The organism is Methanosarcina sp. (assembly GCF_035390745.1).
In the GTDB taxonomy this organism is placed as follows: domain Archaea; phylum Halobacteriota; class Methanosarcinia; order Methanosarcinales; family Methanosarcinaceae; genus Methanosarcina.
Map to the genome: position 1 here is coordinate 1 of NZ_DAOOUJ010000051.1, position 22541 is coordinate 22541.

Genomic DNA, 22541 nt, shown 5'->3' on the forward strand with positions numbered 1-22541 from the left:
TGTGATGTATCCAAATGAGTATACAATCATCACAAAGGACATCGGATTTGCCTGAGGTGTTTAAAAATGAAAGGCAAAATTACAGAACACTGGAATAAAATTAGTCCAAATTACCGGAAGATGTACCGGGACCACCTTGATGAAGAAATTCTCCTGATGAAAAACCTCTTTTCAGATAAGCTGCCGACAGGTAAAAAACTCAATGTCCTTGATATAGGAACAGGTCCAGGCATTCAGGCATTTGTTTTTGCAGAAATGGGGCACAATGTAACTGCTCTTGACATCTCGGAAGAGATGCTCGCACGTGCAAAAGAAGGAGCAAGGAACCGCAATCTTTCAATCAAGTTCGTTGAAGGGGACGGAGAAAACCTGCCGTTTGATGACCATATGTTCGATATTATCGTAAACATGCACCTTCTCTGGACGCTCACGGACCATGACAAATTCTTCAGTGAATGCCTGAGAGTCCTGGTTCCCGGAGGCAGGGTTCTTGCAATCGACGGACAGTGGTTTCAGCCGGGATACGTCCCGGACAGAAATTACAACCCGGAAGAAAGAAACCACGATGAATTAATTGAATATCTTCCGCTTTATGACAGCAACTCGCCCGAAATGATTGCAGCCATTATGGAAAACAACGGGTTTTCGGAGGTCTCCTGGAAATCTCTTCCCGAATATGCAGAGTATATGAAAAGATGCGATCCGGAAGGTTATGACTATTTATCTGTCCCCTACCTTGCAACCGGAATAAAATGTTGAGGAAGAGCTGAAGTTTTCCAGAGGCACTGCAATGCTGAAAGAGTATTTCATCCGCCGGGCTCTGTATCTCATCCCGGTTCTCATATTTATCTCGGTCATGAGTTTCTCACTCATCTACATCGCGCCTGGAGATCCGGCAGAGATTATGATGACGAGTCCCTCGGGAGGATATGATGAGGCAGCTGTTGAAGCGTTCCGCATAGCCCACGGTCTTGACCAGCCGTTTTACATCCAGTATATAAACTGGCTTAAAAACGCGGCTGCCGGAGACTTTGGATACTCGTACATGAGCGAACAGCCGGTTTTTGAAACTGTTCTGAGTGCATTCAGAAATACACTGACACTTTCCGTTCTTGCCCTTGCAATTGCCCTTATTATCTCCATTCCTTCCGGTGTAGTCTCAGCTCTGAAACATAACACCGTTGTTGACGATGCCTGCCGCTTTTTCGCTCTTTTCGGAGTGTCCATGCCGAACTTCTGGCAGGCATACCTTATGATAATCCTTTTTTCGGTAGTTCTTCACTGGTTTCCTGCATCCGGATTCGGGCACGGGACAGACATCAGATACATGATTATGCCGGCAATTGTCCTTGGAACAGGATCCGCAGCCGTAATGATGAGAATGATCCGTTCAAGCATGCTGGATGTCATGGGAAAGGAGTACATCCAGACTGCCCGCGGAAAAGGGCTTTCGGAAAAAATAGTTATCATCCGGCACGCATTGAAAAACGCGCTTGTTCCGGTTATCACGGTTGCTGGTCTGTCAACTGGTTTTCTCTTAAACGGCTCTGTTGTTGTAGAGACTATTTTCGGATGGTCGGGCATCGGAAATCTTGTGGTGAACTCGATCCTTTCCCACGATTATATGATGGTACAGGGTTCGGTGCTCTTTGTTGCCGTCATTTTCCTTCTGGTCAACTTCTTTGTAGACTTAGTCTACGTTTGGGCAAACCCGGAGATACGCTATGACAGAACTTCTTAAAAACAGGCAGATTACCATTTCCCTGATAATTCTTGGTGGGCTTATCTTCATGGCCGCATTTGCCGGTGTTTTAGCTCCCTATGACTACACGGAAAAGGACCTGCAAAACCGTCTTCAGCCTCCGTCTTCTGACCACCTGTTCGGGACCGACCACCTTGGCCGCGATATCCTGACAATGGTGATGTACGGATCGCGGGCATCCCTTTTCGTTGGGTTTGCGGTTGTTGGCGTTTCGCTTGCAATCGGGGTTACACTTGGCGTTCTGGCAGGGTATTACGGCGGGTGGCTGGATGAGATTATCATGCGGCTGACGGATAGTTTTCTTGCATTTCCTTCGATGTTTCTGGCACTTGCAATTACCGCATTTCTGGGACAGGGGATGAAAAACATGATGCTTGCTTTAATTGCTGTCGAGTGGACGGTATTTGCAAGAGTTGCACGCGGTTCAACGCTTGACGTCAGGACAAAGGGATACGTCCGGGCATCACGGTGGATTGGTGCTTCAAACTGTTATGTGGTGATAAAGCATGTTCTTCCAAACATTATATCTCCGGTTTTGATTATGGCATCTCTTGGAATCGGGAATGTAATTCTGGCAGCGGCAGGCTTGAGTTTTCTTGGGCTTGGGGTACAGCCGGCAACACCTGAATGGGGTGCGATGCTGGATGCAGGAAGGACCTATGTCACAACTGCTCCATGGCTGATGTTTTTCCCGGGTCTTTTTATCATGATAACCGTTCTTGCATTCAATTACTTCGGCGACGGGCTGAGGGATGCACTTGACCAGAAGATGAAAAATATTGAGCTTGAAGGGAGGTTCTGATATGTCTGATGTGTTGCTGAAGGTATCCGGCGTTTCTGTATCAATCCCGACAGGACAGGGAGCGGTTCACGCAGTTGATGATGCTTCTTTTTCTATTGACAAACACGAGGTATTTTCGCTGATTGGGGAGTCAGGCAGCGGCAAGTCAATCCTGGGTCAGGCAATAATGAGGCTGCTGCCCTCAAATGCGGTGTTTTCCGGAAAAGTGGAACTTGGCGGCATGGAAATATCTGCCCTTCCCGAAAAAGAGATGCAGAAAGTCCGCGGCAAAAAGGTTGCAGCAATTGCCCAGAACCCGTATCTTGCAATGAATCCGGGAATCAGGGTCGGCACTCAGGTTGCAGAGCCGATGCGGGCACATCTTGGATTGAGTAAAGAGGACGCAAAGACAAGGACATGCCGTGCTCTGAGATATTTTGATATCATCCCTCCTGAAGTGAGAGAAAGGGAATACCCGTTCCAGTACAGCGGCGGAATGCTGCAGAGGGCTATGGTTGCAATGGGGACGGCTGCAGATCCCGAACTGATTATTGCTGATGAACCAACAAAAGGCGTTGATGTGCTGAAGAGGCGCAATATTGCGGCAATTTTTCAGAAAGTTGCATCGGAAGGGTGTGCTTTTCTTTTAATTACGCATGATGTAGGTTTTGCCCGGGTGATGTCGGACAGAATCGCGGTAAACTACTGCGGGCAGATTGTAGAGATTGCAGGAAAGGAAGAGTTTTTCAAAGAGCCCCTGCACCCTTATTCAAAAGCGCTTTTGGATGCGGTACCGGAACGCGGTATGCACCCTATTCCAGGATCATCTCCTTCGATGATTGAGCTTCCCGAAGGATGCAGGTTTCATCCGCGCTGCCCCTATAAAACGGACAGGTGCCTGAAAAATCCGCCGGTTGTAGATATGGGAAAAAGGTGTGTGAGATGCTGGATCTATGCTTAAAGCAGAGAATCTGCGTTATGTTTACAGCTCCGGGCTGATTAAAACCGTCAAAAAAACAGCAGTCTGCGGTGTAGATCTTGAGATTTTTCCGGGAGAAACTGTGGCTATTGTCGGAGAATCCGGGTGCGGGAAGTCGACACTTGCAAAGCTGCTTGCCCAGCAACTTGAGCCGGCTTCCGGGGAAGTATTTTTTGAAGGGGAGAAACTTACGGGGATGAGATGGAAGAATCTCCGGAAGTTTATGGGAAAAATCCAGCTTATCCCCCAGAACCCTGCTGATGTGCTTGATCCTCGATGGACGGCTGAGCAGTCGGTTGCCGAGCCTTTTGTGATTTGCGGAGGTTTTTCCAGAGAGGAGATTTCGGCAGATGTAGATGCCCTGTTTGCAGAGGTGGGCCTTTCCGCAGAGCACAAAACCCGGTATCCTCATGAGCTGTCTGGAGGGGAACTGCAGAGAGTAGTGATTGCAAGGGCGCTTGCTCTGAAGCCTGAGCTTCTGGTATGTGATGAGGCGACCTCGATGCTTGATGTGTCGGTGCAGGCGTTTATTGCAGCTATGCTCAAAGAGATTCAGAAAAAACGTGGTATCGGGCTGGTTTTCATTACGCATGATCTGGAGGCTGCGAAGGCTGTTTCTGACAGGGTGCTTGTGATGTATGCAGGTGAGATTGTTGAAGAGGGAAAGGACGTTTTTAACCGCCCTCTGCATCCGTACACGCGCGCTCTTCTGGATGCGGCACAGTATACATCACTTGAGGTTGTTCTTCCGGAGGATACCGGAAAGCTGCCTGATGGATTTTCAGGCTGTTCCTGCTTCAGGCTGTGCAGGGAGAGAACGGACGCATGTAAAGAGCCACAGAAACTACGGAATGTATCGGGGAGATTGGTCAGGTGCTGGAAATCAAAATGACCGTCTATCTTAACTACCGAACTTTTGACAGCCCCTTCTTCTGAAATTTTTCGTCATAATGTGGTGCGCGCATTTTTACACAGAAGCTAACATAGCTGGCTGGCTTCAGACTTTTGCAGCCCTGCTTGTTTGGAATAGTTTAGAAAACTTTAAACCTCAGAAAAAACCATATTTAAATAGCTGTTACAGGCACTATCCTTGAAAAAAAGAAAATTGAAAGGTAAGCTGAACTGAATTCAGAAAATGTATCTTCATTTTGATTGGGGCTGAGTTCAGGACGACATATTTGTGTTTTAAAAACTGTCATGGTCATTGCTGTGGCTGTTCCAGATATATAGTCCAACCTGACGAACTGGATTACCCACTTGTCGCACAAAGGAGTTTAAATCATGCAGGACGCAAAACTGATCAAGGTAATTGCAGAATATCTCGCTAAATGCGCGGAAATACATGCGAGAGGTGAATCAATACCACCGGAGAGCCTGGAAGGTTTTACGATTGACATTGTGAGCTGCCTGGATGTGATCGATATAGGTGATATCGGTAAAGAGTTAATCCCGCTCAAGCGAGCACGCGCAATTATAAGGCTTGCAAGGCGCGAATTTGAGTGGCAGTGCGACAACATGGAGCATCCACAGGACTGGGAAACCTGCCTGCGGAATGCAGCTTCAGGAAATGTATAAAACTTTTCAGGAACCTGCCTGAACTCTTAAAGACACTAATCGTTCAATTATCGGTAGTGTAGAGTGCATTGCAGGCGTACCCGGGAGCATTTGTAAACTCTATTTTTACCCGGGCGGCTTTAATCCATGCCCGCTCTGCATTGTTATGTACGTCTTCTGCGAAATCGGAGCATACGTATTTTGAAGTGTACAAATTCTGGTCTGTTCAGGATTCAAGTCCTTTTTTATGCTGTATACTTACTACAATTTCTTCTTCCAGCTAATTTGCTTAATCAGAACATGGTAAATCCCTTATTTGAACTTTCACGCCAGATTTTTATTGACTTTTCCGTATCTACTCTGAAATGAGATCAATGGGACAAAATATTGATATTATGACGTTTTACAGGCAAATCATCTTATAAAAAAGTAGAAATGAAACATAAATAAGAGCAGCTTAATATAAAATCCATTTATATTGTCTGGTAAAAGATAAGACGTGATCAAATTGGGTAAATCAGGAAAGTCATCAGGAAATGGCTTAATGCGCTGGATTTTTGGGACAATTATTATTTTTATAGTTATCGCGGGAACAAATTGTGCTGGACTGAAAGATGATCAGGGCGCTGAAGAGTTCAGGCAGGTTTCACAGCAGGCAGGGGAGAGAGATCTGGTTGAAACTCATGTCCAGACTGAAGGAAGAGAAACAAATCAGGACAATGAACTTTCAGAGAGTGGACTTGAAGATAACAGTTATGTTGCCAGTGAAAAACCTGCAGATGAAAACCTGACAGTTCATTTTCTTGACGTGGGTCAGGGAGATTCAATTCTCCTTGAATATAACGGAAAAGCTATGCTTGTGGATGCAGGGGAAAGAGATCAGGGTCCAGTTGTTTCAGCATACCTTCACGAGCAGGGCATTTCCAGCATTGACTACGTCGTTGCAACCCATCCTCATTCGGATCATATAGGCGGCATGGATGAAGTACTCAACAGCTTCCAGGTCGGGCATTTCATTGACAGCGGCTTTCCGCATACCTCAAAAACCTACGAGAACATGCTGACTGCAATTGATGATAAAAATATTCCTTTTGAAGTAGCTGAAGAAGGAGATAAAATCAAATTTGACCCGGCTGTAGATATTGAAATCTTGAACCCGGGAGCTGAGTATTCCGAGGAACTCAATGAAAACTCCGTGGTGCTCAAAGTAAGCTACGGGGAAGTTTCGTTCCTGCTGATGGGTGATGCAGGGCTTGAAACCGAAGAGAAACTCATGAATTCCGGGCATGACCTTGATTCTGATATTCTCAAAGTCGGGCACCATGCCAGCCGGTCCGGCAGTGGAGAAGCCTTTATTTCAGCCGTAAGCCCCGAAGCAAGCGTAATCGAAGTTGGAGCAGGCAATGACTACGGGCATCCGCATGCTGAAATTCTTGAAAGGCTTCAGAAAGCTTCGAGGGTTTACAGGACCGATCTTGACGGCTCAATAGCAGTTACAACAGATGGATCTGCTTATACGGTAATCACCCAGAAAAGCGGGTCGGAAGTCGAAAATCCCGAAAAAACCGTAGTGGAAGAAACCAGGCTGCAGGAAGCCGGATCCGATGAAACTGAATTGGAAGACCCCAGCTCCAGAGGTGGAATTTCCAGTTCAACAGAATCAACTGTCTATGTCAGCGACCTGAGCCTCCAGGACGAATGGGTGGAGATCACAAACAGAGGTTCTTCTCCTGTTTCTTTGTCTGGCTGGAAAATTGAGGACGACAGCAGCAAGCACACCTATACTTTTCCTTCCTTCACGCTGGACCCTCAGGCTACTGTAACCCTGCATACCGGAGAGGGAACGGATACAGCTACCGAACTCTACTGGGGCTCGGGCAGTCCGTTATGGAACAATGATGGGGATACGGCCTATCTCTTTGACGACAGCGGAAATCTTGTATCTTCACTGGAGGGATGAATATGGGAAACTTCAAGTTTACTCTCGACAGAATAGAGGACAGCACTGCGGTACTGCTTTTAAGGGATGAGGAATCAATAAAAATCGACGTACCTCTCTCTTTACTTCCTCAGGAAAGTAAAGAAGGAGATATCCTGGACATCAGCATTACCAGGGATATTCAGGAGACAGAAGATGCTAAAGAAAGAGTATCGGCTTTGCTTGAGAAGCTTAAGAATAAAAACCAGTGAGAATAGATAATAAAGTTTTAATTAAAGACAGCATTCTTATTTTGCAAAATTTGTAAAATCTAGCGTAAAATTCATTGTGAGAGAGAGGGAAAAACCATGAAGATAGTTGGAATATCATCAAGCCCGAGAGGCAAGAACAGCAATACCTTAAAACTTCTGGATGCAGCCCTGGAAGGAGCCGCAGAAGCAGGAGCTGAAGTTGAGTCAATCGACGTTGCAAAGCTGAAGATAAAATTCTGCATAGCCTGCGACAAATGCCATAAAACAGGCGAATGCTCTATAAAAGACGACTTCCCGGCTTTACTGACAAAGCTGCTGGAAGCAGACGGCATAATCTGGAGCAGCCCTAACTACATAACGAATGTGACAGCCCAGCTCAAAACGGTATTTGACAGATGTCCCCTTGTTGTCCACGAACAGCTCTTTGACGGAAAATACAGCATGTCCTTAACAACTGCAGGTGGAAATGAAATTGATTTTATCCTCGACATTATGAACAATTTCACGATACAGTGTGGAGGCAGTTCTATTGGAGGCGTGGGTTGTTCAATGTCTCAGGGCTCTGAAGCGGTAGAAGCAGCAATTGAAAAGTCACGTGAAATGGGCAAAGACCTGGTTGAAGCGATAAAAGAGAAAAGGAAATACCCGGAGCAGGAAGCCAGACAGAAGGCATGGAGAGAAGGGTTCAAGTATTCTATCCTTGCCAATAAAGACCACTGGACGCATAACTGCGACTACTGGATAGAAAAAGGCTGGATTAAAGAGTAAAGAGCAGGGAGTAAAAACCAAAAATAAGCAATAAAAATAATCGTAATCCGGGAAATAAAACTGAAAACAAAATTTTCAAAGTAAATTCAGGGGAAAGTGATGCAATGGGGAATGCTGCAACGTTAAGCGTTGAAGAGCTTGGAAAAAAGCTTACAGAAGCAGGCAGGCTGCAACTGCGCCCTCTCTGTGTCTATGCCACGGATGAGGTCCCGCAGGGTGCAGTCCCATCGTATACTGTGGACCGCTGTGTGGCAAAGGCAGTTTACATTTCCGCCCTTTTTAATGAGACTCCTGCCCTCTATGTTGAAGCCGGGCACGAGCAGTGCTGCCCTGGCGGGCTTACGTGGATGGGGCTTGCTGAACCTCACCCGAAACTGAAGTATTTCGTAACTGTGGGCACTCCGGATTTCCACGGAGGTGCAGCCGAACACTTGAAAGCAACCCCTGAATTGTTCGATGAGCAGAAAGAACGTGCAGGAAAAATCACCCCCTGCTGCAGATACACAGTCATTGCGCCGTGTACTGATGAGGTTAAGTCTGAAGCTGCCAGAGCCTTTATTCTGTTTGCAGGCTGTGAGCAGATCAGAAACCTCTGCGGTCTGGCTCAATTCAATAACTCCGATCCCTTCTTCAGGACAGTAATACCCGGAGGACCCGTCTGTGCCACGATGATCGCTTTTCCAGCGGGCATGGCAGAGAATGCACCAAGAGAATCGGCTTTTGTCGGACCTGTCGACCCAACAGGAAACCCCTGGCTTCCCCCCGATTTGATGATTATGGGCATCCCTGCAGGGCTTGCACAGCAGATGGCTGCCTGCCTGGAGGAGTCTTTTATCTGCAAAAGGAGCAGGATAGCTTATCCTGAAAAGCGTATCAGCGTAAAACATCCGATTAAGACCTGAAAAAGTAAGAATATAAAAACAAGAATATAATGAAAAATAAAACCTATCCTTAAGAGAGATCTGTTCCAGAATACGCAGAGGACAAGTATTTATTTAATTAAAGATTCCAGTTCTCTTAAAGTCTAGAATCTATTCTCAGGCATTCGGAACCGCAATATTCCTCCTGCGTTTATTTTCTATTTATCTTACGTTTATCTTCTAATTATCATCAATTCATTTCAGCCATTCTGGTGGTCTTTTGTCTTCGAAAATTAACCGTGATACCTTCATCCGGTCTATTGCAGACCTGTTAAGAAAAGCAGAAATAGAGCTTCCTTATGACGTTGTGGACGCCCTCAGGAAAGCTGAAGCCAGAGAAGAAAATCAGGTTGCAAAATCTCAGCTCCAGGCAATCCTGAGAAATATCGAGCTTGCTAAAAACCACGGGGTCCCCATGTGCCAGGATACGGGCATCATGATCTTTTTTGCCGAGCTCGGAACTGAATTTCAATCCGGTTTTGATCTTGAAGCCGCGATAAGGGAAGCAGTAACCCTCTCTACCAGAGAAATTCCGCTCCGACCCAATGCCGTTGATCCTCTGACCCGAAAAAACAGCGGAAACAATACCGGAGCAGGAATCCCGGATATTCACTGGAAACTTGTGCCAGGGAAGCAGCTAAAGATCACTGTTGCTCCAAAGGGCGCAGGCTCGGAAAACATGAGCGCTCTTCGGATGCTGAACCCTACCGAAACAGGCAGCATCAAAAACTTCGTGCTTGAGACAGTGGTAAACGCAGGCGGGATGCCCTGTCCTCCTCTAACCCTGGGCGTGGGGATAGGAGGCTCTTTTGACAAAGCAGCCAGGCTTGCAAAAGAAGCCCTTCTTGAACCTCTGGATTCACCCATGAACGATTTTGAAAAGGAAATTCTTGACGCGGTAAACGCCCTTGGGATCGGCTGCATGGGACTTGGCGGCAGTACAACAGCTCTTGCCGTGCATGTAAAAACTGCTCACTGCCATACCGCTTCCCTTCCTGTTGCAGTAAACATCCAGTGCTGGGCAAACAGGCATGCTTCAATCGTTTTCGGGGAGGAAGAATAATGGAATATCATTTGCAGACCCCTCTTAAGTTAGAAGATATTGAGAAACTCAATGCAGGAGACATTGTTTATATTTCCGGAGAAATCCTTACAGCCCGCGATGAAGCCCATGCAAGGATTCTCGAAATGGAAGAAAAAGGAGAAAAACTTCCTTTTTCCCTTGCAGGGGCAGTTATCTATCACTGTGGACCCCTTATGCAGCAGACTGAATCCGGCTGGAAAGTCGTATCGGCAGGTCCTACAACCAGCGGAAGGATGTCAAAAATGACCCCTCTTCTCCTGAAAGCCCATGAAGTAAGGGCGATTATCGGAAAAGGCGGAATGAAAGGCGTTGCAGATGCACTAAAAAACAGGTGCGTCTACCTCGCATACACCGGAGGATGCGCAGCCCTTGCCGCAGAGCTGATAAAGGAGGTTAAAACTGTCCACTGGCTTGACCTCGGCATGCCTGAAGCTATCTGGGTACTCAGGGTTGAGAAATTCGGGCCGCTCATCGTGGGAATTGATGCAAAAGGAAAAGATATTTTTGCAGAGGTAAGGGAAAAAGCTGAGAAAGTTTTTGAAGGGATGAAGAAAGTTTGAAGGGATGAAGAAATAAACCCTGCTTCATAAGATGGTGGTCCAGGTAAAGGATCCTGGAAAATACCTTCTTACTCCCGAAAGCCGATTTTTGATTGGCATGAAAGTACTTTCAAATACTTTCATTCTTTGGACATTTTATTCAAAGAATATCATGTGTGTTTCTTACTCCGAATTTCCCCTGCTGCCTGAAAGACGTGCCTGATTTAATGGCACGGGAGCCAGAGGTTTAGCCAGAGCCCTGAAGTGCTCAAAAGTCTCCTGACCCCAGTGAACAGCTTTTTCTCCGAAACAGACCATTGTGTTGTTCTCGTTCCTGTCACTTTTTCCCGGAGAAAAGCAGGCAAAAACCATAGTATCAGTCACAGCGAGTGATGGAGGAGTATAATCGCCGTTCAGCAGATATATCTTAAAATTTTCAAGAATGGTCAGGGAATCAATTTCTTCCTTAAATTCTTCTGCAAACTTTTCAAATATAGATTGAGTAAATATTATCGATACTTTCAGCCCTTTTTTTGCATTTTCTGCACAGATTCTTGGATAGTGCAGATCATACTGTGAAACGATCAGCGAAATCTGTTTCGAATTGCAAAAAGCCTCAGCCATTTCCTGATATGCCACAGAAGCATCTTCTCCCTGAGATTGTTCGGGCACCAGTGCCATGAGTTCTTCCATTAGCCTGAAAAAAACAAGTGGGGACCCCCCTGGCTTAACACCGGACCAGTAATCATAATCGTCCTCAAGCAGCCTGAAAGCTTTTACAAGCGATTCCATTCTCCGAACAAGGATTTTCCCCAGAAGGGAGAGGCTGTATACTCTATCCTCCTGAACAACAAGCCCGCTTTCTTTTAGCCTTTTGAGCTGGGGCAGGACCGCAACCGGGTTGGTATCAAGTCCGGAGTTGATTTCTTCGATGGTCCTTGGCTTCTCTTTTAAAAATAGAAGAAGGTCTGTCCTCTTTTCTGAAGAAAGGAGAACTGTAATCAGGGAAGATTTCATCAACTCTACTGTAAAACCTATAGCTATATAGTTTTTTGTCCTCAATGTTATAGTTCCTTATAGTTTCGGAATCTGCGGTCTGAGGTTTTTTTATTATCATGGTTCCTGTCCTTTGATTAAGCGAACAAAAAGCTCAAAATTCCTGAAGTTTTCGAATGAAAAGGAATTAATGAAAATGAATGGGCAAGACGTGGGGTTAGGGAGTAAAAGCATAAGAGGGAAGAAGTAAGAAATATAAATCCCACAATCCAGAGGATCAATGATGAATCCAACAACGAGCCGGGATATTCTCCTTTATTTATATCATGCAGGGCAGTGTGACCCGAAAAAGTGCACAGGAAGAAAAATGGCACGCTTTGAGCTTGCCCGCCTTTACGATAAGATCTCAAGGCTGCCCAGGTCAGCGATTTTGCTTGACCCCATGGCGGAAAAGGCACTCTCACCAGCCGATGACCCCAGAAAAGGAATTATTGTGCTTGACTGCTCCTGGGAAGAAGTGGAAAGGGTTTTTCCAGAACTGGAAAAGTTGAACCTGGAACACAGAGCTCTTCCTTACATGCTTGCAGGGAATCCCGTAAACTTCGGAAGACCTTTCAAACTCAATTCTGCAGAGGCTTTTTCGGCAGCCCTTTATATTCTTGGACATAAAGAGCAGGCAGAAAAAGTCATGTCCAAGTTTAACTGGGGGCACAGTTTCCTTGAGCTGAACAGAGAGCCCCTTGAGGAATACTCAACCGCAAAAAACAGTACGGAAATTGTGGAAATTCAGAGCCATTACATCTGAAAGCATCTCCGCATGGAGAAAAGAGGGATGTGCAGTGAAATCATCAGTAAGGACGCAAATCGGGGTTATCGGAGCTGGAAACTGCAGCAATGAGACAGGAGCCCTTGCGGAAGCCGTGGGGAGAGAGATCGCAAAAAAGGGAGCTGTCCTTCTCTGCGGAGGCCTTGGAGGTGTAATGGAAGCAGCAGCTTTTGGAGCAAAACTGGAAGGGGGAATGACCATAGGAATTTTGCCCGGAATACGCAGAGAAGACGCTAATCCCTGGATAGATATAGCCGTTCTCAGCGGAATGGGGCATGCCAGAAATGCTCTAATAGCCCAGTCGTCGGATGCTTTAATTGCAGTTTCCGGGGAATACGGTACCCTTTCAGAAATAGCTCTCGGGCTGAAAATGGGGAAACCTGTGTTTGTTCTTGACAGTAAATGGGAAATCGAAGGCGTGCAGAAGGCAGAAAGTCCTCAGGAAGCTGTTGAACGTGCCTGGCATTTATAGAAAATCGATATAAATAGCAAATCAGAGGAAAACTATAAGCTGAAAGTTCTGATCTCCAGATTTGTATACCCGGAAAAAATCCTTAAAAAGGTTAAAAACAGGATAAATCAGAATTATTCGAGCCTTATTCTAGTTACGGATAGCAGAAATTTTTAAATTCGATCCAAAAATTTATATCGAAAAAGGAAACTTCAAGAATTAGGAGGCAGGCTTCGACTCAGACTGGCAGGAGTTTTGGGGTACGCCAGTATTCCTCCGCAAAATGTAAGAAAAGTTACACGGAGTTTTAAATGCACCTTATCGTAACGGAAAAAAATATAGCAGCAAGGAGGATAGCTGCGATTCTGGCTCCAAAAAGTCCCAGGAAGGAAAGAGTCAGCGGAGTGGACGTATACCGGTACGAGGCTGGATCCGGCGAAAACAGACAGGATACTGCGGTAGTGGGGCTTTCCGGTCATATTGTAGGGATAGATTTTCCAAAAGAGTACAACAACTGGCAGAAGGTTGATGCCAGAGCCCTGATAGACGCCGAGATTACAACAACGCCGATAAACCGGAAAATAGTGACTGCTTTGAAGAGCCTTGGAAAAGAGGCAGACAGGGTCACCATTGCAACTGACTACGATCGGGAAGGAGAACTTATTGGAGTCGAAGCTCTGAATATTATAAAAAAGGTTAACCCTGAAGTTCCTTTTGACAGGGTCCGTTACAGCGCAATTACTCCAAAAGCAATTGAAGCAGCATTCGCAAATCCTACAAATGTTGATTTTAACTTGGCAGATGCGGGTCACTCCAGGCAGGTAATTGACCTTGTCTGGGGAGCTGCTCTCACCCGGTACATTTCCCTTGCAGCAGGCAGGCTCGGGAAAATGTTTCTTTCTGTGGGACGAGTGCAGTCTCCAACTTTATCTCTTATAGTTGACAGGGAAAAGGAAAGGAATATCTTTGTCCCGACCCCCTACTGGGAGATTCACGCTGAACTTGAAGATGCAGCAGGAGAGACTTTTTCAGCCCAGCACTCAACCCGCCGTTTTCTGGATAAAGAGGAAGCTTCAAAGGTATTCAGGAAACTGGGTAAAAAAGCGGAATTAAAGGAAATCGAAAAAGGGACAAAGACCGACCAGCCCCCAACTCCATTTAACACTACAGGCTTTATCAGTGCGGCGAACTCAATAGGGCTCAGCCCTGCAAATGCGATGCGCATAGCCGAATCCCTTTACACCAACGGTTACATTTCATACCCGAGAACAGACAACACTGTATATCCCGATACCCTGGACCTGAGGGCTCAAATAGAGATCTTCAAAGAAGGGCCTTTTAAGGAATATGCAGAAGCCCTTCTCGAGAAGCCCGAACTTGTCCCGACCCGCGGGAAAAAAGAAACTACAGACCATCCGCCTATCTTTCCTGCTTCTCTCGCTAAGGAAGCCGACTTAAAAGAAGAGGAATGGAAAGTTTACGAGCTTGTTGTCAGGCGCTTTTTTGCAACCTTTGCCGGGCAGAGCATATGGGAAACCATGCGCCTTAAACTTGATATTGACGGAGAGGAGTTCAGGGCAAACGGAGCAAGGCTTCTGGAACCCGGATGGCGCTGGTATTATCCATACAATGCTCCTGAAGACAGGCTGCTCCCGGAACTCAAGGAAGGCGACTTATTAAAAGTGATTAAGAAAGAGATGCTGGATAAAGAAACCCAGCCTCCGGGTCGTTACGGGCAGGGAAGGCTTATCAACATAATGGAAGAACTCGGGCTAGGGACAAAAGCCACCCGCCATGAAATTATCAGCAAGCTTTATTCCAGGGCTTATATCCATGGAAACCCGGTCCAGCCCACGAATACATCTTTTGCTGTAGTGGATACCCTTGAAAAATATTCGCCTACAATTACAAAACCGGATATGACAAAGCTGCTTGAAGAAAATATGGACAAAATAGCAGAGGGCAAAATCAAAGAGGAAGCCGTCCTTGAAGAGTCCAGAGAGATGCTCAAACAGGTCTTTTCGGAACTTGACAAAAACAGGGATAATATTATAGAATCCCTGCAGGCAGGTTTAAGGGAAGATAAAATTATAGGCAACTGTTCCCTGTGCGGAAACGAACTCATGATCCGCCGCTCGAAAAGGGGAAGCCGCTTCATAGGCTGCAGCAATTACCCAAACTGCACCTTCTCCCTCCCTCTGCCAAAGAGCGGCCAGATTGTGGTTATCGACAAGCAATGTGAGACACACGGCCTGCACCACATCCGCATAATCAACCAGGGAAAACGCCCCTGGGACCTCGGCTGTCCACAGTGCAATTTCATTGAATGGCAGAAAGCACAGAAAGAAGAACAGGCACAGCAGCCTAAAAAAGAAAAGCCAAAATCCATTAAAGATCTCGAAGGCGTTGGAAAAGCAACCGCAGGAAAGCTGGAAGAGGCAGGGATTACAAGTGTGGAAGCCCTTGCTGAAGCAGACCCTGTAGAACTTGCAAAAACAATAAAGATCAGCGTAAAGAAGGTCAAAAGCTGGCAGGTATCATGCAACGGCGGCGCGGTTGAGGAACTGTAAAGGGTCCTCACTCAGCTTTTATTTTTGTTTTTTTGATTATTAAAGTAAGCTGTGAAAATTCTATAAGAAAAAGAGATGCAGAAAAATTTCGGTTCATTTCAAGATAAAATTCTGTAAAGTTATACTTCTTTAAATTTATAACTCTGTAATGTATAGGAGCTTAATAGATATAACTTTACAGAACTTCAGATCCGGATTTAAGTGCTTCCTTTAATGTACAATATTTATCGACAGTACAGCTTAATTCATGTCTCTTCTTCATTTTTAGTTTACTGAAGATCAGCTTCCACCGCATTTTTTTATAACTTCTTGAAGCTTGTCTCTTATGATCCCACAGGGGGGAATAAGTGGCTTGTCTTTAATCAAGACCGTAAGAGTTGACGCTGCTTCATCCCATTCATAATGAGCTTTAAATCCGTGGCTGTCAATGTCGCCTTTAGGTAATGCTGGATGAACCCCATACTTTTCAGCTGTCTTTACTAAACAGTCAACTACTTTTCGTGTAACGTTGTTATATGTTTCCTTGTCACATCCACCCATATTTTTTCCTCCTCAGATTTTTAAAAAGAATTTTGTATTGAAACTTAAACAGTTGAACCCGGAGACTAACAAATATCTTTTTTATCCCAAAATCGATTCTGCTTGATTAAGTTACAATGCAGCAGTAGTTTCAAAATCCAGTGATTTTTACTTTTACGTTCATCACCTGATTCTGAAATTGAGTTTTAAATCATTATATTTTGAAAACATAATATAATAGGAAATATAAATTAGAATCAATAATTCCAAACAGTTCCAGAATCCGGTGCTTCTCCAAAATGCGCATACAAACCTTAACCTGTAAATATACCCTTTGATCAATGAATTCTTAATTCAACCTTGAGAACAAAAATGAAGAGACCAGGAAAAATATTTAACTTTATTAATCATTAAGAACAGTATGTCAACGATTTCAAGCTCTTCTGTTATAATGACCACTCAAACAATGCCAGGAGAATTACTCATTGCAGCGTTCTTTGTTTTGATGATCCTTATTTTCTATTTTTCTTACAGAAGAAAAAGAAAGTGATATTTCGGAAACTTTCTTTAGAAAAATTTAGTTTAAGGTTGCCACCATAAGATCTGGCATATAATCGAGATTTTGATTAAAATAAGACCAGTTAGAAATTTAAATTTTAATTCTGGACCTGTACAACCTTGCTCGCTTTACCAAGTCTGTTTTGTCCCGCTCGACGCAGGAGAGCGGCCTGGCCCAAAAAGCAGAAAAAGAAGAGAATCGGCGAATAATAACTTACGCTGCTTTTGTTGCTTTTTGCCACATTTCCGAGCTTTCCATTTCTACTTTTTGTCCTTCTTTAAACTTCTTTTCTCTGCTTTTCTCTCATCTATTTTTTTCTTCTCTTTTTTCTATTTTGCAGGGTCGCCAGGCAAGCTGGCGGAGGTTTCCGATGCCATGTGAATTTAAAACCCCTTATCAGGATAATAGGACACTTTTTCTAATCCTGGCAGCGTTATTCATTTTAATTAACTGTTTAAACCAGGAAATCTATTACTCACCCAGATAGGATCCATGCCAGGTATGCACCCAGATCTGACCACTATAGGCATTTACACTGAGCATACCTTCAATGTCTTTCCGTCCAAATTGAAGGTGTACTGTTAGTGTCTTTTATAACGCCATAATAGTTGCTGCTGAAAGTCATGAACTCCTCAACTACCATGTTTGGACCGTATTGCTGTGCGAAGCTTTGCATAGTTTTTACGGCTTCATCCTGCGTTACAGGCCTGGATTCCGGATAGTAGAGCGCCATCATGTTATCAGTCATCATATTTATAATCTGAATTTTGATTTTCAGTTTGAACACCACATGAATAAATCAAATCTGTGGACAACTTTATAGAGAACTTGATTTCCTCATTATCTCACACACTCATCTATAAAAAGAGATAAATGCATTATTAAAAGGCGTTTAGAGTTTACAATATTGAGCCTATATTTTCGTAAACGAGTAAGAAATTATAGACTACAGATGGTGTTTAGTCTTTTACGATCACATTATATTGTAGTTTTTCAAAATATTGAGTACAAAATAAAATTATTGTAAATTAAAATTAATTATGGGGATAATAAATGTCAAGTGAATTATACCGAAACATAGTGATTGCAACAGACGGGTCCGAGAATTCACGAAAAGCCATCTCTTGCGGTATTGAAATTGCAAAAATTAGCGGAGCTACTGTCTACATCATTCACGTGGTGGATACACTCTCTGTAGTTTCTGACATCTGGACTGCTGGCAAAGACCTTATCCATGATATGATGATAAGAGACGGGAAGAAAATATTGTCTGAAACCAAAAAGACAATAGAGGATTCCGGGGTGGAGGTAAAAGATGTTCTTTTGAACGGGCACCCGGGTGAAGAAATTATCAAGTTTGCAGAAAATAATAACATGGATCTGATAGTGATGGGTACGCTCGGAGCAACCGGGCTCGAAAAATTTCTGATGGGAAGTGTTGCAGAAAAAGTGGTAAGACATTCAAAAGTCCCTGTTATGGTCGTCCGAAATCAAGATTAAGATTACTAAAATGTATAAATGCATGCCAAAAGACCAATTGTTGCGAATTGATATAAGCTGGGTCAGGTTCTTGAGCATAAAAGGATAATCATATTTACAGATATCCTGCCTGTGAATAAAACAATTTAAAAAACCAACCTTTAAGGGGTGTTTGTTCTGGAGCTCAGTTTTAAAGGAGGATGCAGGGAAGTAGGACGCTCGGGTATGCTTGTTAACGGAGAAATTCTGCTTGATTACGGGATAAAGGCTGGAGAGGTCCCCGAATATCCCGGAAACGGCATGGAACCTAAAACCGTGCTGGTATCCCACGGGCACCTGGACCACTGTGGGGCTGTCCCTAATCTGATGTACCTCAACCCTGAAGTCTTCATGACTCCGCCAACAGCAGAATTTACCGCCATGCTCGGAAGAGATACCCTCAAACTCGCAGAAACCACTCTTTCGGGAGTATCTCCATTTGATCCCGATGACCTTCAGAGGCTTAACCAGAGGACACGGAGAAAGGATTACAGGGAACCTTTCAAAACCAATAAGTACAGCGTTTGTTTTTACAACGCAGGCCATATACCCGGAGCATCCGGAATTCACATTGAATCCGAATCAGGAGAAAGCCTGTTTTACACAGGCGACTTCAGCCTGCAGGAGACAAGGCTCGTCCCGGGTGCGGAAGAGTTTCCTGAAGCTGATACCCTTGTGCTTGAAAGCACCTACTTCGGGGAAGACCATGTTCCGCGTAAAGAGACCGAAGAGCGGTTCATAGAATCGGTTTATGAGACACTTGACAGGGGCGGAACTGCCCTTATCCCTGCTTTTGCCATAGGCAGGACGCAGGAAATCCTTATGCTTCTTGATGCATACGGGATCAGGGCTTATGTTGACGGGATGGGCAGGGATGTGTATAAAATCCTCAAAAAATATCCTGAATACCTCAGAAATCCAGACCTTCTTGAAAGGGCTTTCGAACGCTCCACACAGGTAAAAGACCATCAGCGGGAGTCAGTCCTGAAAGAGCCGTCAGTCATTGTTACCACTGCCGGGATGCTTAATGGGGGACCTGCACTTTATTACCTTAGCAGGCTCTACAAAGACCCGAAATCCAAAATCCTGCTGACCGGATATCAGGTAGAAGGCACAAACGGGAGGCTGGCTCTGGAACACAGGATGATAGAAACCAGGGAAGATATACTTACCCTCAAGCCCGCGGTTGAACAGTACGATTTCTCTGCCCACTGCGGAGATCGGGAGCTGAAACAGCTTGTAAAGGATTTCTGCAAAAAGGGCACTGAAAGGGTTTTTGTCATGCATGGAGAGAAAACTGAAGCCTTTGCAGAATGGATTTCTGAAGAAATCGGAGTTGAAGCATATGCGCCTGCAAAAGGGGAATCTTTCAGCTTTTAAAGTGTGCAAAAGAATTTTTAAAAGGAATTCCTGTTTTTAAAAATAAAGGAAAGGATAAAGCCCCCTGAATATGGAATACAATAAGCAACAAAGAGAATCAGTGCTCCACTATATATATTCTGATGCACATATCTAACTGGGAGGGAATTAAAATGTTGGGAGATTTGATATACGAAGCTGCAGGCAAGGTCGTAGGCATGAGAGTGCTTGATGACAATGGTACAATGGAGATCACCCTTGATGAACAGGGCAAGGTTTTTGGAATTGAGTGCAGCCTCACGCTAACTGCCGCAGGTAAGCTCAGGCCCAATGGGATGCAGTACTCAGAAGGACGCGGATTTCTGATAACAAAGGACGGCGATCTGGCCACTCTTATAATGTCAGGAATATCAATTCCTAAAGGGCGTCCACCAAGCAGCAGTGTTCGAGGAGCAACAATTTTTAACACACAGTCACCGAAGCTGGCACGTCTCAACAGCGTCGTCTGTGTTTACGAAGGCGAAGTGAACGAGGATAATAGTTATACCATTAAAGACTGGGAATGGAAGTAAGCTGCCGAAAAGAGGATATTGATATCCTCGCTTTTACAATGGAAAGGCTGGAAGATGAAAAAAGATTGAAAGGCTCCTGGATTGCAAAATTTTAGGGGATCTGCTTACGCGTAATGAAAAACAATAGAAGTTTTGAGATGAGCCTTAAATAAGGCCCCTTCTCCTTTCACTCCTGTACTCATCAAAGAGGCTCTGCAGTTCGTCTTCTTTAGCTTTCTGCCGCCTTTTATCAGCTTCTTTTTCCCATGCAGCAATTGCAGTTTTAAGGGCTTCCGGTTCTGCCATTGCAAAGTCGTCAGCTCTCTCAAGCTGGATATCCCTTAAGACCGGCACATCGCCTTTAAAGAAAGTCTCCTCTGCTGCATGTGAAATATCCTCAGGGATAATTACAGCCCGGACTTTTGCTTCCACAAGGATCTGGGCAGTTGCAGCTCCGCCTCCGCTCGGTTTTTCCAGAAAAACAACATCTCCTGCTTTGAGCCCGTACTTTTCTTTAGTTTCGGCAATAGATTCTTTCGTAAAAGCCGCAATAACCTTTACTGGGGTGCCTTCACCACGGATCTCCATTTTCTGGATTTTACGCAGTTTATTGCTCCTGCGTCTGAGTTCTTTTACGGTTTTATTTTTGTTGCTGAGCTCTTTTTTAAGATTCTCTATAGTGCTGTCCCTTATCTGGAGCTCTTTTGATTTTCGGACTTCACTGTAAGCTTCTTTTTTAAAGCCTTTTAACCTTGATTCAAGCTTTGAAATCTTTCTGTCTTTTGCTACCAGTGCCTGTTTAAGTTCCTCAACATATTCCTGCAGGTTCTGGATCTGTTCTCCCTGCCTCTGAACGACCTCTTTCAGTTTAAGCAGGGATTCGTCAACCTTTTCATCAGGTTTTTCCTGTGCTCTTACTCTCGGAGCCTTTTCGCGGGCTTCCGAGGCAGCCCTAACTTTTTCAATCGCAGCCTCTATCGAGTCTCCACGGATTACATGAAGCTTTATCAGCTCAATATCTGCATTTTCCGGAGCTTTCTTTTCTATACGTGAAAAAATATTCTTGTAGCTTCTGTAGGTGAGAAGAGCTGCAGTCAATGCATCCCTTTCATGGTCATTGGAATAGCCGAAAGTCTTTCCCAGCGCAATTTTTTCTTCGGCAGAAACCTCAATTCCCGGGCTTGCAGGAACAGCATTAAAGCTCCTCCTGATCTTTTCAACCGAACCCGGCATTGGAGTGACATCGCTTGCTATAACTGCAGGTTTTCCGTATTCGGCAATAAGCTTGACAACCTCATCAGGAGATATTCCCCTGAAGCTCTTCAAATAGAGGAGGTCTCCATCAAGAGAAAGGATGGCTATGCCCACGGTTGTTCCGGGATCGAGCCCGACAATTGTAAATTTACGCCTCTGGATCCTGGGTTTAAGGGGGACATAGCGAATTTTATCGCGTTCGACACTTCTCACACTTACCTGGGCATCATTGCTTGCCATAGAATGTATTGGAACCTCTCCACGCTTTGCATAAACTGTAAATTCAGACCTGACATAGCCCCCGAACCCTTTCACATTTACAGCTTCGAATCTGATGCCTTTTTCCCGTGAAAGGTCCTTAAGGGCGTTTTCAATCTCCCTGCTCCTCTGAAGCACAGCTCCATGTACTTTTCTTCTGTACCGGTTCTGGCTCCATCCTCCTCGCCCCAGGGAACGGGCTCTGCTAACTTTGATTTTCGTAATGTCTTCAAAAAGAGAAACCTCATGCCCAACCCCGAGGTCTGCAAGCTTTGCACAGGCTTCAGCTTCATCATTTGGATTCTCGGGGTCAACAGAGATTCCGTGCTTGCGTGCAATCCTGACAAGAGGTTCCGGGTGCAGCCCACCTGTGACCTGGACAAGTCTGACTCCTTCAGGCATGCGTTCCATAAGAGAAAGAAGCTCGCTTCTGTCAGCCGCAAGCTCAAAAATGTTGTCAACAGCTATAATCTCAGGCCTGTCCTTCTGGATCATATTAAAGATCTTCTGGCGGCGGAGCATATTAAAATGGGAAATCTCCCCGTCCCTGAGAATAGCAAGGGCGTATCTGGGAAGTTCCCTCGCCCTGGGAGATCCACTGGCAATATCGATTCCATAGATAATCCTTTTTTGCATGAGTACCTATATTTTATTTTTTGTAGAATATATATTTAACTGATTTCTACATTAATTCTGGCAAATAAACAGAATCTATAAAGTAAATTTTTATGGATCAGTTAATCTCAGGATACAACAATTTCAGGAAGCCTTTTGTTTCCCAATTCAAGCCTTTCAGAAAAATACATCTTAGAATATTCTTTTTCTGCAATTAACTTTTTTATTGATGAAAAAGTATAAACAAAGACAAAAAGGTAACTCTTTTGACAGACACACCGGAATACTGTCTGATATTTATTCGATTTTAATAAAAATATATTGAACAAAAAACGCACATAATATTCTTTGACTAACATGCCCAAAGAATGAAGCACTTGAGTGCACTTTCATGCCAAATAAAAAGAGCTTGAGGTTTTCAAATGATTTTTAAAAACTAGTGTCTCAACCATTTAATTTTTGCATATCTTTATAATCTTTGAATCTCT

General features: G+C 44.5%; 23 protein-coding genes. 18 read left to right on the top strand and 5 right to left on the bottom strand.

Annotated elements, in window-relative coordinates; all coding sequences use genetic code 11:
- Positions 1-66 precede the first annotated feature (66 nt).
- The 6 genes from PLL47_RS11170 to PLL47_RS11195 all read left to right on the top strand — a co-directional run bounded on the left by PLL47_RS11170 (position 67) and on the right by PLL47_RS11195 (position 5097).
- Entirely contained in the window at positions 67-759 is a 693-nt protein-coding gene (locus tag PLL47_RS11170; protein WP_324446279.1) for a class I SAM-dependent methyltransferase, read from the top strand.
- Between the two features lie 31 nt (positions 760-790).
- The gene (gene nikB / locus PLL47_RS11175; protein ID WP_324446280.1) at positions 791-1741 is read left to right on the top strand and encodes a nickel ABC transporter permease; all 951 of its coding nucleotides are present in this window, start codon (positions 791-793) and stop codon (positions 1739-1741) included.
- Positions 1725-2564 carry a nickel transporter permease gene (gene nikC / locus PLL47_RS11180; RefSeq protein WP_324446281.1) on the top strand — a complete coding sequence of 280 codons (840 nt, stop codon included), beginning with the start codon at positions 1725-1727 and terminating at the stop codon, positions 2562-2564. The genes nikB and nikC overlap by 17 nt, the downstream gene beginning before the upstream one ends.
- A gap of 1 nt (position 2565) precedes the next feature.
- Positions 2566-3504 carry an ABC transporter ATP-binding protein gene (locus PLL47_RS11185; protein WP_324446282.1) on the top strand — a complete coding sequence of 313 codons (939 nt, stop codon included), beginning with the start codon at positions 2566-2568 and terminating at the stop codon, positions 3502-3504.
- Positions 3497-4414 (top strand): ABC transporter ATP-binding protein, encoded by a 918-nt coding sequence (locus tag PLL47_RS11190; RefSeq protein WP_324446283.1) that lies wholly within the window; start codon positions 3497-3499, stop codon positions 4412-4414. The genes PLL47_RS11185 and PLL47_RS11190 overlap by 8 nt, the downstream gene beginning before the upstream one ends.
- Before the next feature lie 389 nt (positions 4415-4803).
- Complete coding sequence (locus PLL47_RS11195) at positions 4804-5097, top strand: hypothetical protein (protein WP_324446284.1); 294 nt, start codon at positions 4804-4806, stop codon at positions 5095-5097.
- A gap of 43 nt (positions 5098-5140) precedes the next feature.
- Here the strand turns inward: PLL47_RS11195 and PLL47_RS11200 are convergent, their stop codons facing one another.
- Entirely contained in the window at positions 5141-5290 is a 150-nt protein-coding gene (locus tag PLL47_RS11200; protein WP_324446285.1) for a hypothetical protein, read from the bottom strand.
- 285 nt (positions 5291-5575) lie between these two features.
- Here PLL47_RS11200 and PLL47_RS11205 point away from each other — a divergent pair, with 285 nt between their 5' ends.
- The 6 genes from PLL47_RS11205 (at position 5576) to PLL47_RS11230 (ending at position 10598) form a co-directional block, all read left to right on the top strand.
- Complete coding sequence (locus tag PLL47_RS11205; protein ID WP_324446286.1) at positions 5576-7036, top strand: lamin tail domain-containing protein; 1461 nt, start codon at positions 5576-5578, stop codon at positions 7034-7036.
- A gap of 2 nt (positions 7037-7038) precedes the next feature.
- Complete coding sequence (locus PLL47_RS11210) at positions 7039-7266, top strand: DUF3006 domain-containing protein (RefSeq protein WP_324446287.1); 228 nt, start codon at positions 7039-7041, stop codon at positions 7264-7266.
- A 96-nt stretch (positions 7267-7362) separates the two neighbouring features.
- Positions 7363-8034, top strand: a complete 672-nt coding sequence (locus PLL47_RS11215; protein ID WP_324446288.1) for a flavodoxin family protein — start codon at positions 7363-7365, stop codon at positions 8032-8034.
- Between the two features lie 104 nt (positions 8035-8138).
- On the top strand, positions 8139-8936 hold the full coding sequence (locus PLL47_RS11220; protein ID WP_324446289.1) for a DUF169 domain-containing protein: 798 nt from the start codon (positions 8139-8141) through the stop codon (positions 8934-8936).
- 238 nt (positions 8937-9174) lie between these two features.
- Positions 9175-10017 carry a fumarate hydratase gene (locus PLL47_RS11225; RefSeq protein ID WP_324446290.1) on the top strand — a complete coding sequence of 281 codons (843 nt, stop codon included), beginning with the start codon at positions 9175-9177 and terminating at the stop codon, positions 10015-10017.
- Positions 10017-10598, top strand: a complete 582-nt coding sequence (locus PLL47_RS11230; protein WP_324446291.1) for a FumA C-terminus/TtdB family hydratase beta subunit — start codon at positions 10017-10019, stop codon at positions 10596-10598. Before PLL47_RS11225 ends, PLL47_RS11230 begins: the two co-directional genes overlap by 1 nt.
- Before the next feature lie 162 nt (positions 10599-10760).
- Here the strand turns inward: PLL47_RS11230 and PLL47_RS11235 are convergent, their stop codons facing one another.
- Positions 10761-11594 (bottom strand): helix-turn-helix transcriptional regulator, encoded by an 834-nt coding sequence (locus PLL47_RS11235; RefSeq protein ID WP_324446292.1) that lies wholly within the window; start codon positions 11592-11594, stop codon positions 10761-10763.
- A gap of 262 nt (positions 11595-11856) precedes the next feature.
- Between PLL47_RS11235 and PLL47_RS11240 the strand changes: the two genes are divergently transcribed.
- The 3 genes from PLL47_RS11240 to PLL47_RS11250 all read left to right on the top strand — a co-directional run bounded on the left by PLL47_RS11240 (position 11857) and on the right by PLL47_RS11250 (position 15420).
- On the top strand, positions 11857-12378 hold the full coding sequence (locus PLL47_RS11240; protein WP_324446301.1) for a DUF367 family protein: 522 nt from the start codon (positions 11857-11859) through the stop codon (positions 12376-12378).
- A 34-nt stretch (positions 12379-12412) separates the two neighbouring features.
- Entirely contained in the window at positions 12413-12871 is a 459-nt protein-coding gene (locus tag PLL47_RS11245; protein ID WP_324446293.1) for a TIGR00725 family protein, read from the top strand.
- Between the two features lie 290 nt (positions 12872-13161).
- Complete coding sequence (locus tag PLL47_RS11250) at positions 13162-15420, top strand: DNA topoisomerase I (RefSeq protein WP_324446294.1); 2259 nt, start codon at positions 13162-13164, stop codon at positions 15418-15420.
- A gap of 279 nt (positions 15421-15699) precedes the next feature.
- Here the strand turns inward: PLL47_RS11250 and PLL47_RS11255 are convergent, their stop codons facing one another.
- A complete protein-coding gene (locus tag PLL47_RS11255) occupies positions 15700-15960 on the bottom strand; it encodes a hypothetical protein (RefSeq protein WP_324446295.1) in 261 nt (86 codons plus the stop codon).
- A 1085-nt stretch (positions 15961-17045) separates the two neighbouring features.
- A complete protein-coding gene (locus PLL47_RS11260) occupies positions 17046-17234 on the bottom strand; it encodes a hypothetical protein (protein ID WP_324446296.1) in 189 nt (62 codons plus the stop codon).
- Positions 17235-17551: 317 nt separating this feature from the next.
- On the opposite strand from PLL47_RS11260, the gene PLL47_RS11265 reads away from it, so the two are divergent.
- The 3 genes from PLL47_RS11265 (at position 17552) to PLL47_RS11275 (ending at position 19947) form a co-directional block, all read left to right on the top strand.
- Entirely contained in the window at positions 17552-17998 is a 447-nt protein-coding gene (locus tag PLL47_RS11265) for a universal stress protein (protein WP_324446297.1), read from the top strand.
- Positions 17999-18145: 147 nt separating this feature from the next.
- Entirely contained in the window at positions 18146-19396 is a 1251-nt protein-coding gene (locus tag PLL47_RS11270; RefSeq protein WP_324446298.1) for an MBL fold metallo-hydrolase, read from the top strand.
- A 152-nt stretch (positions 19397-19548) separates the two neighbouring features.
- On the top strand, positions 19549-19947 hold the full coding sequence (locus tag PLL47_RS11275; protein WP_324446299.1) for a hypothetical protein: 399 nt from the start codon (positions 19549-19551) through the stop codon (positions 19945-19947).
- 144 nt (positions 19948-20091) lie between these two features.
- Here the strand turns inward: PLL47_RS11275 and PLL47_RS11280 are convergent, their stop codons facing one another.
- Positions 20092-22074 carry a DUF460 domain-containing protein gene (locus PLL47_RS11280; protein ID WP_324446300.1) on the bottom strand — a complete coding sequence of 661 codons (1983 nt, stop codon included), beginning with the start codon at positions 22072-22074 and terminating at the stop codon, positions 20092-20094.
- Positions 22075-22541: the final 467 nt, after the last annotated feature.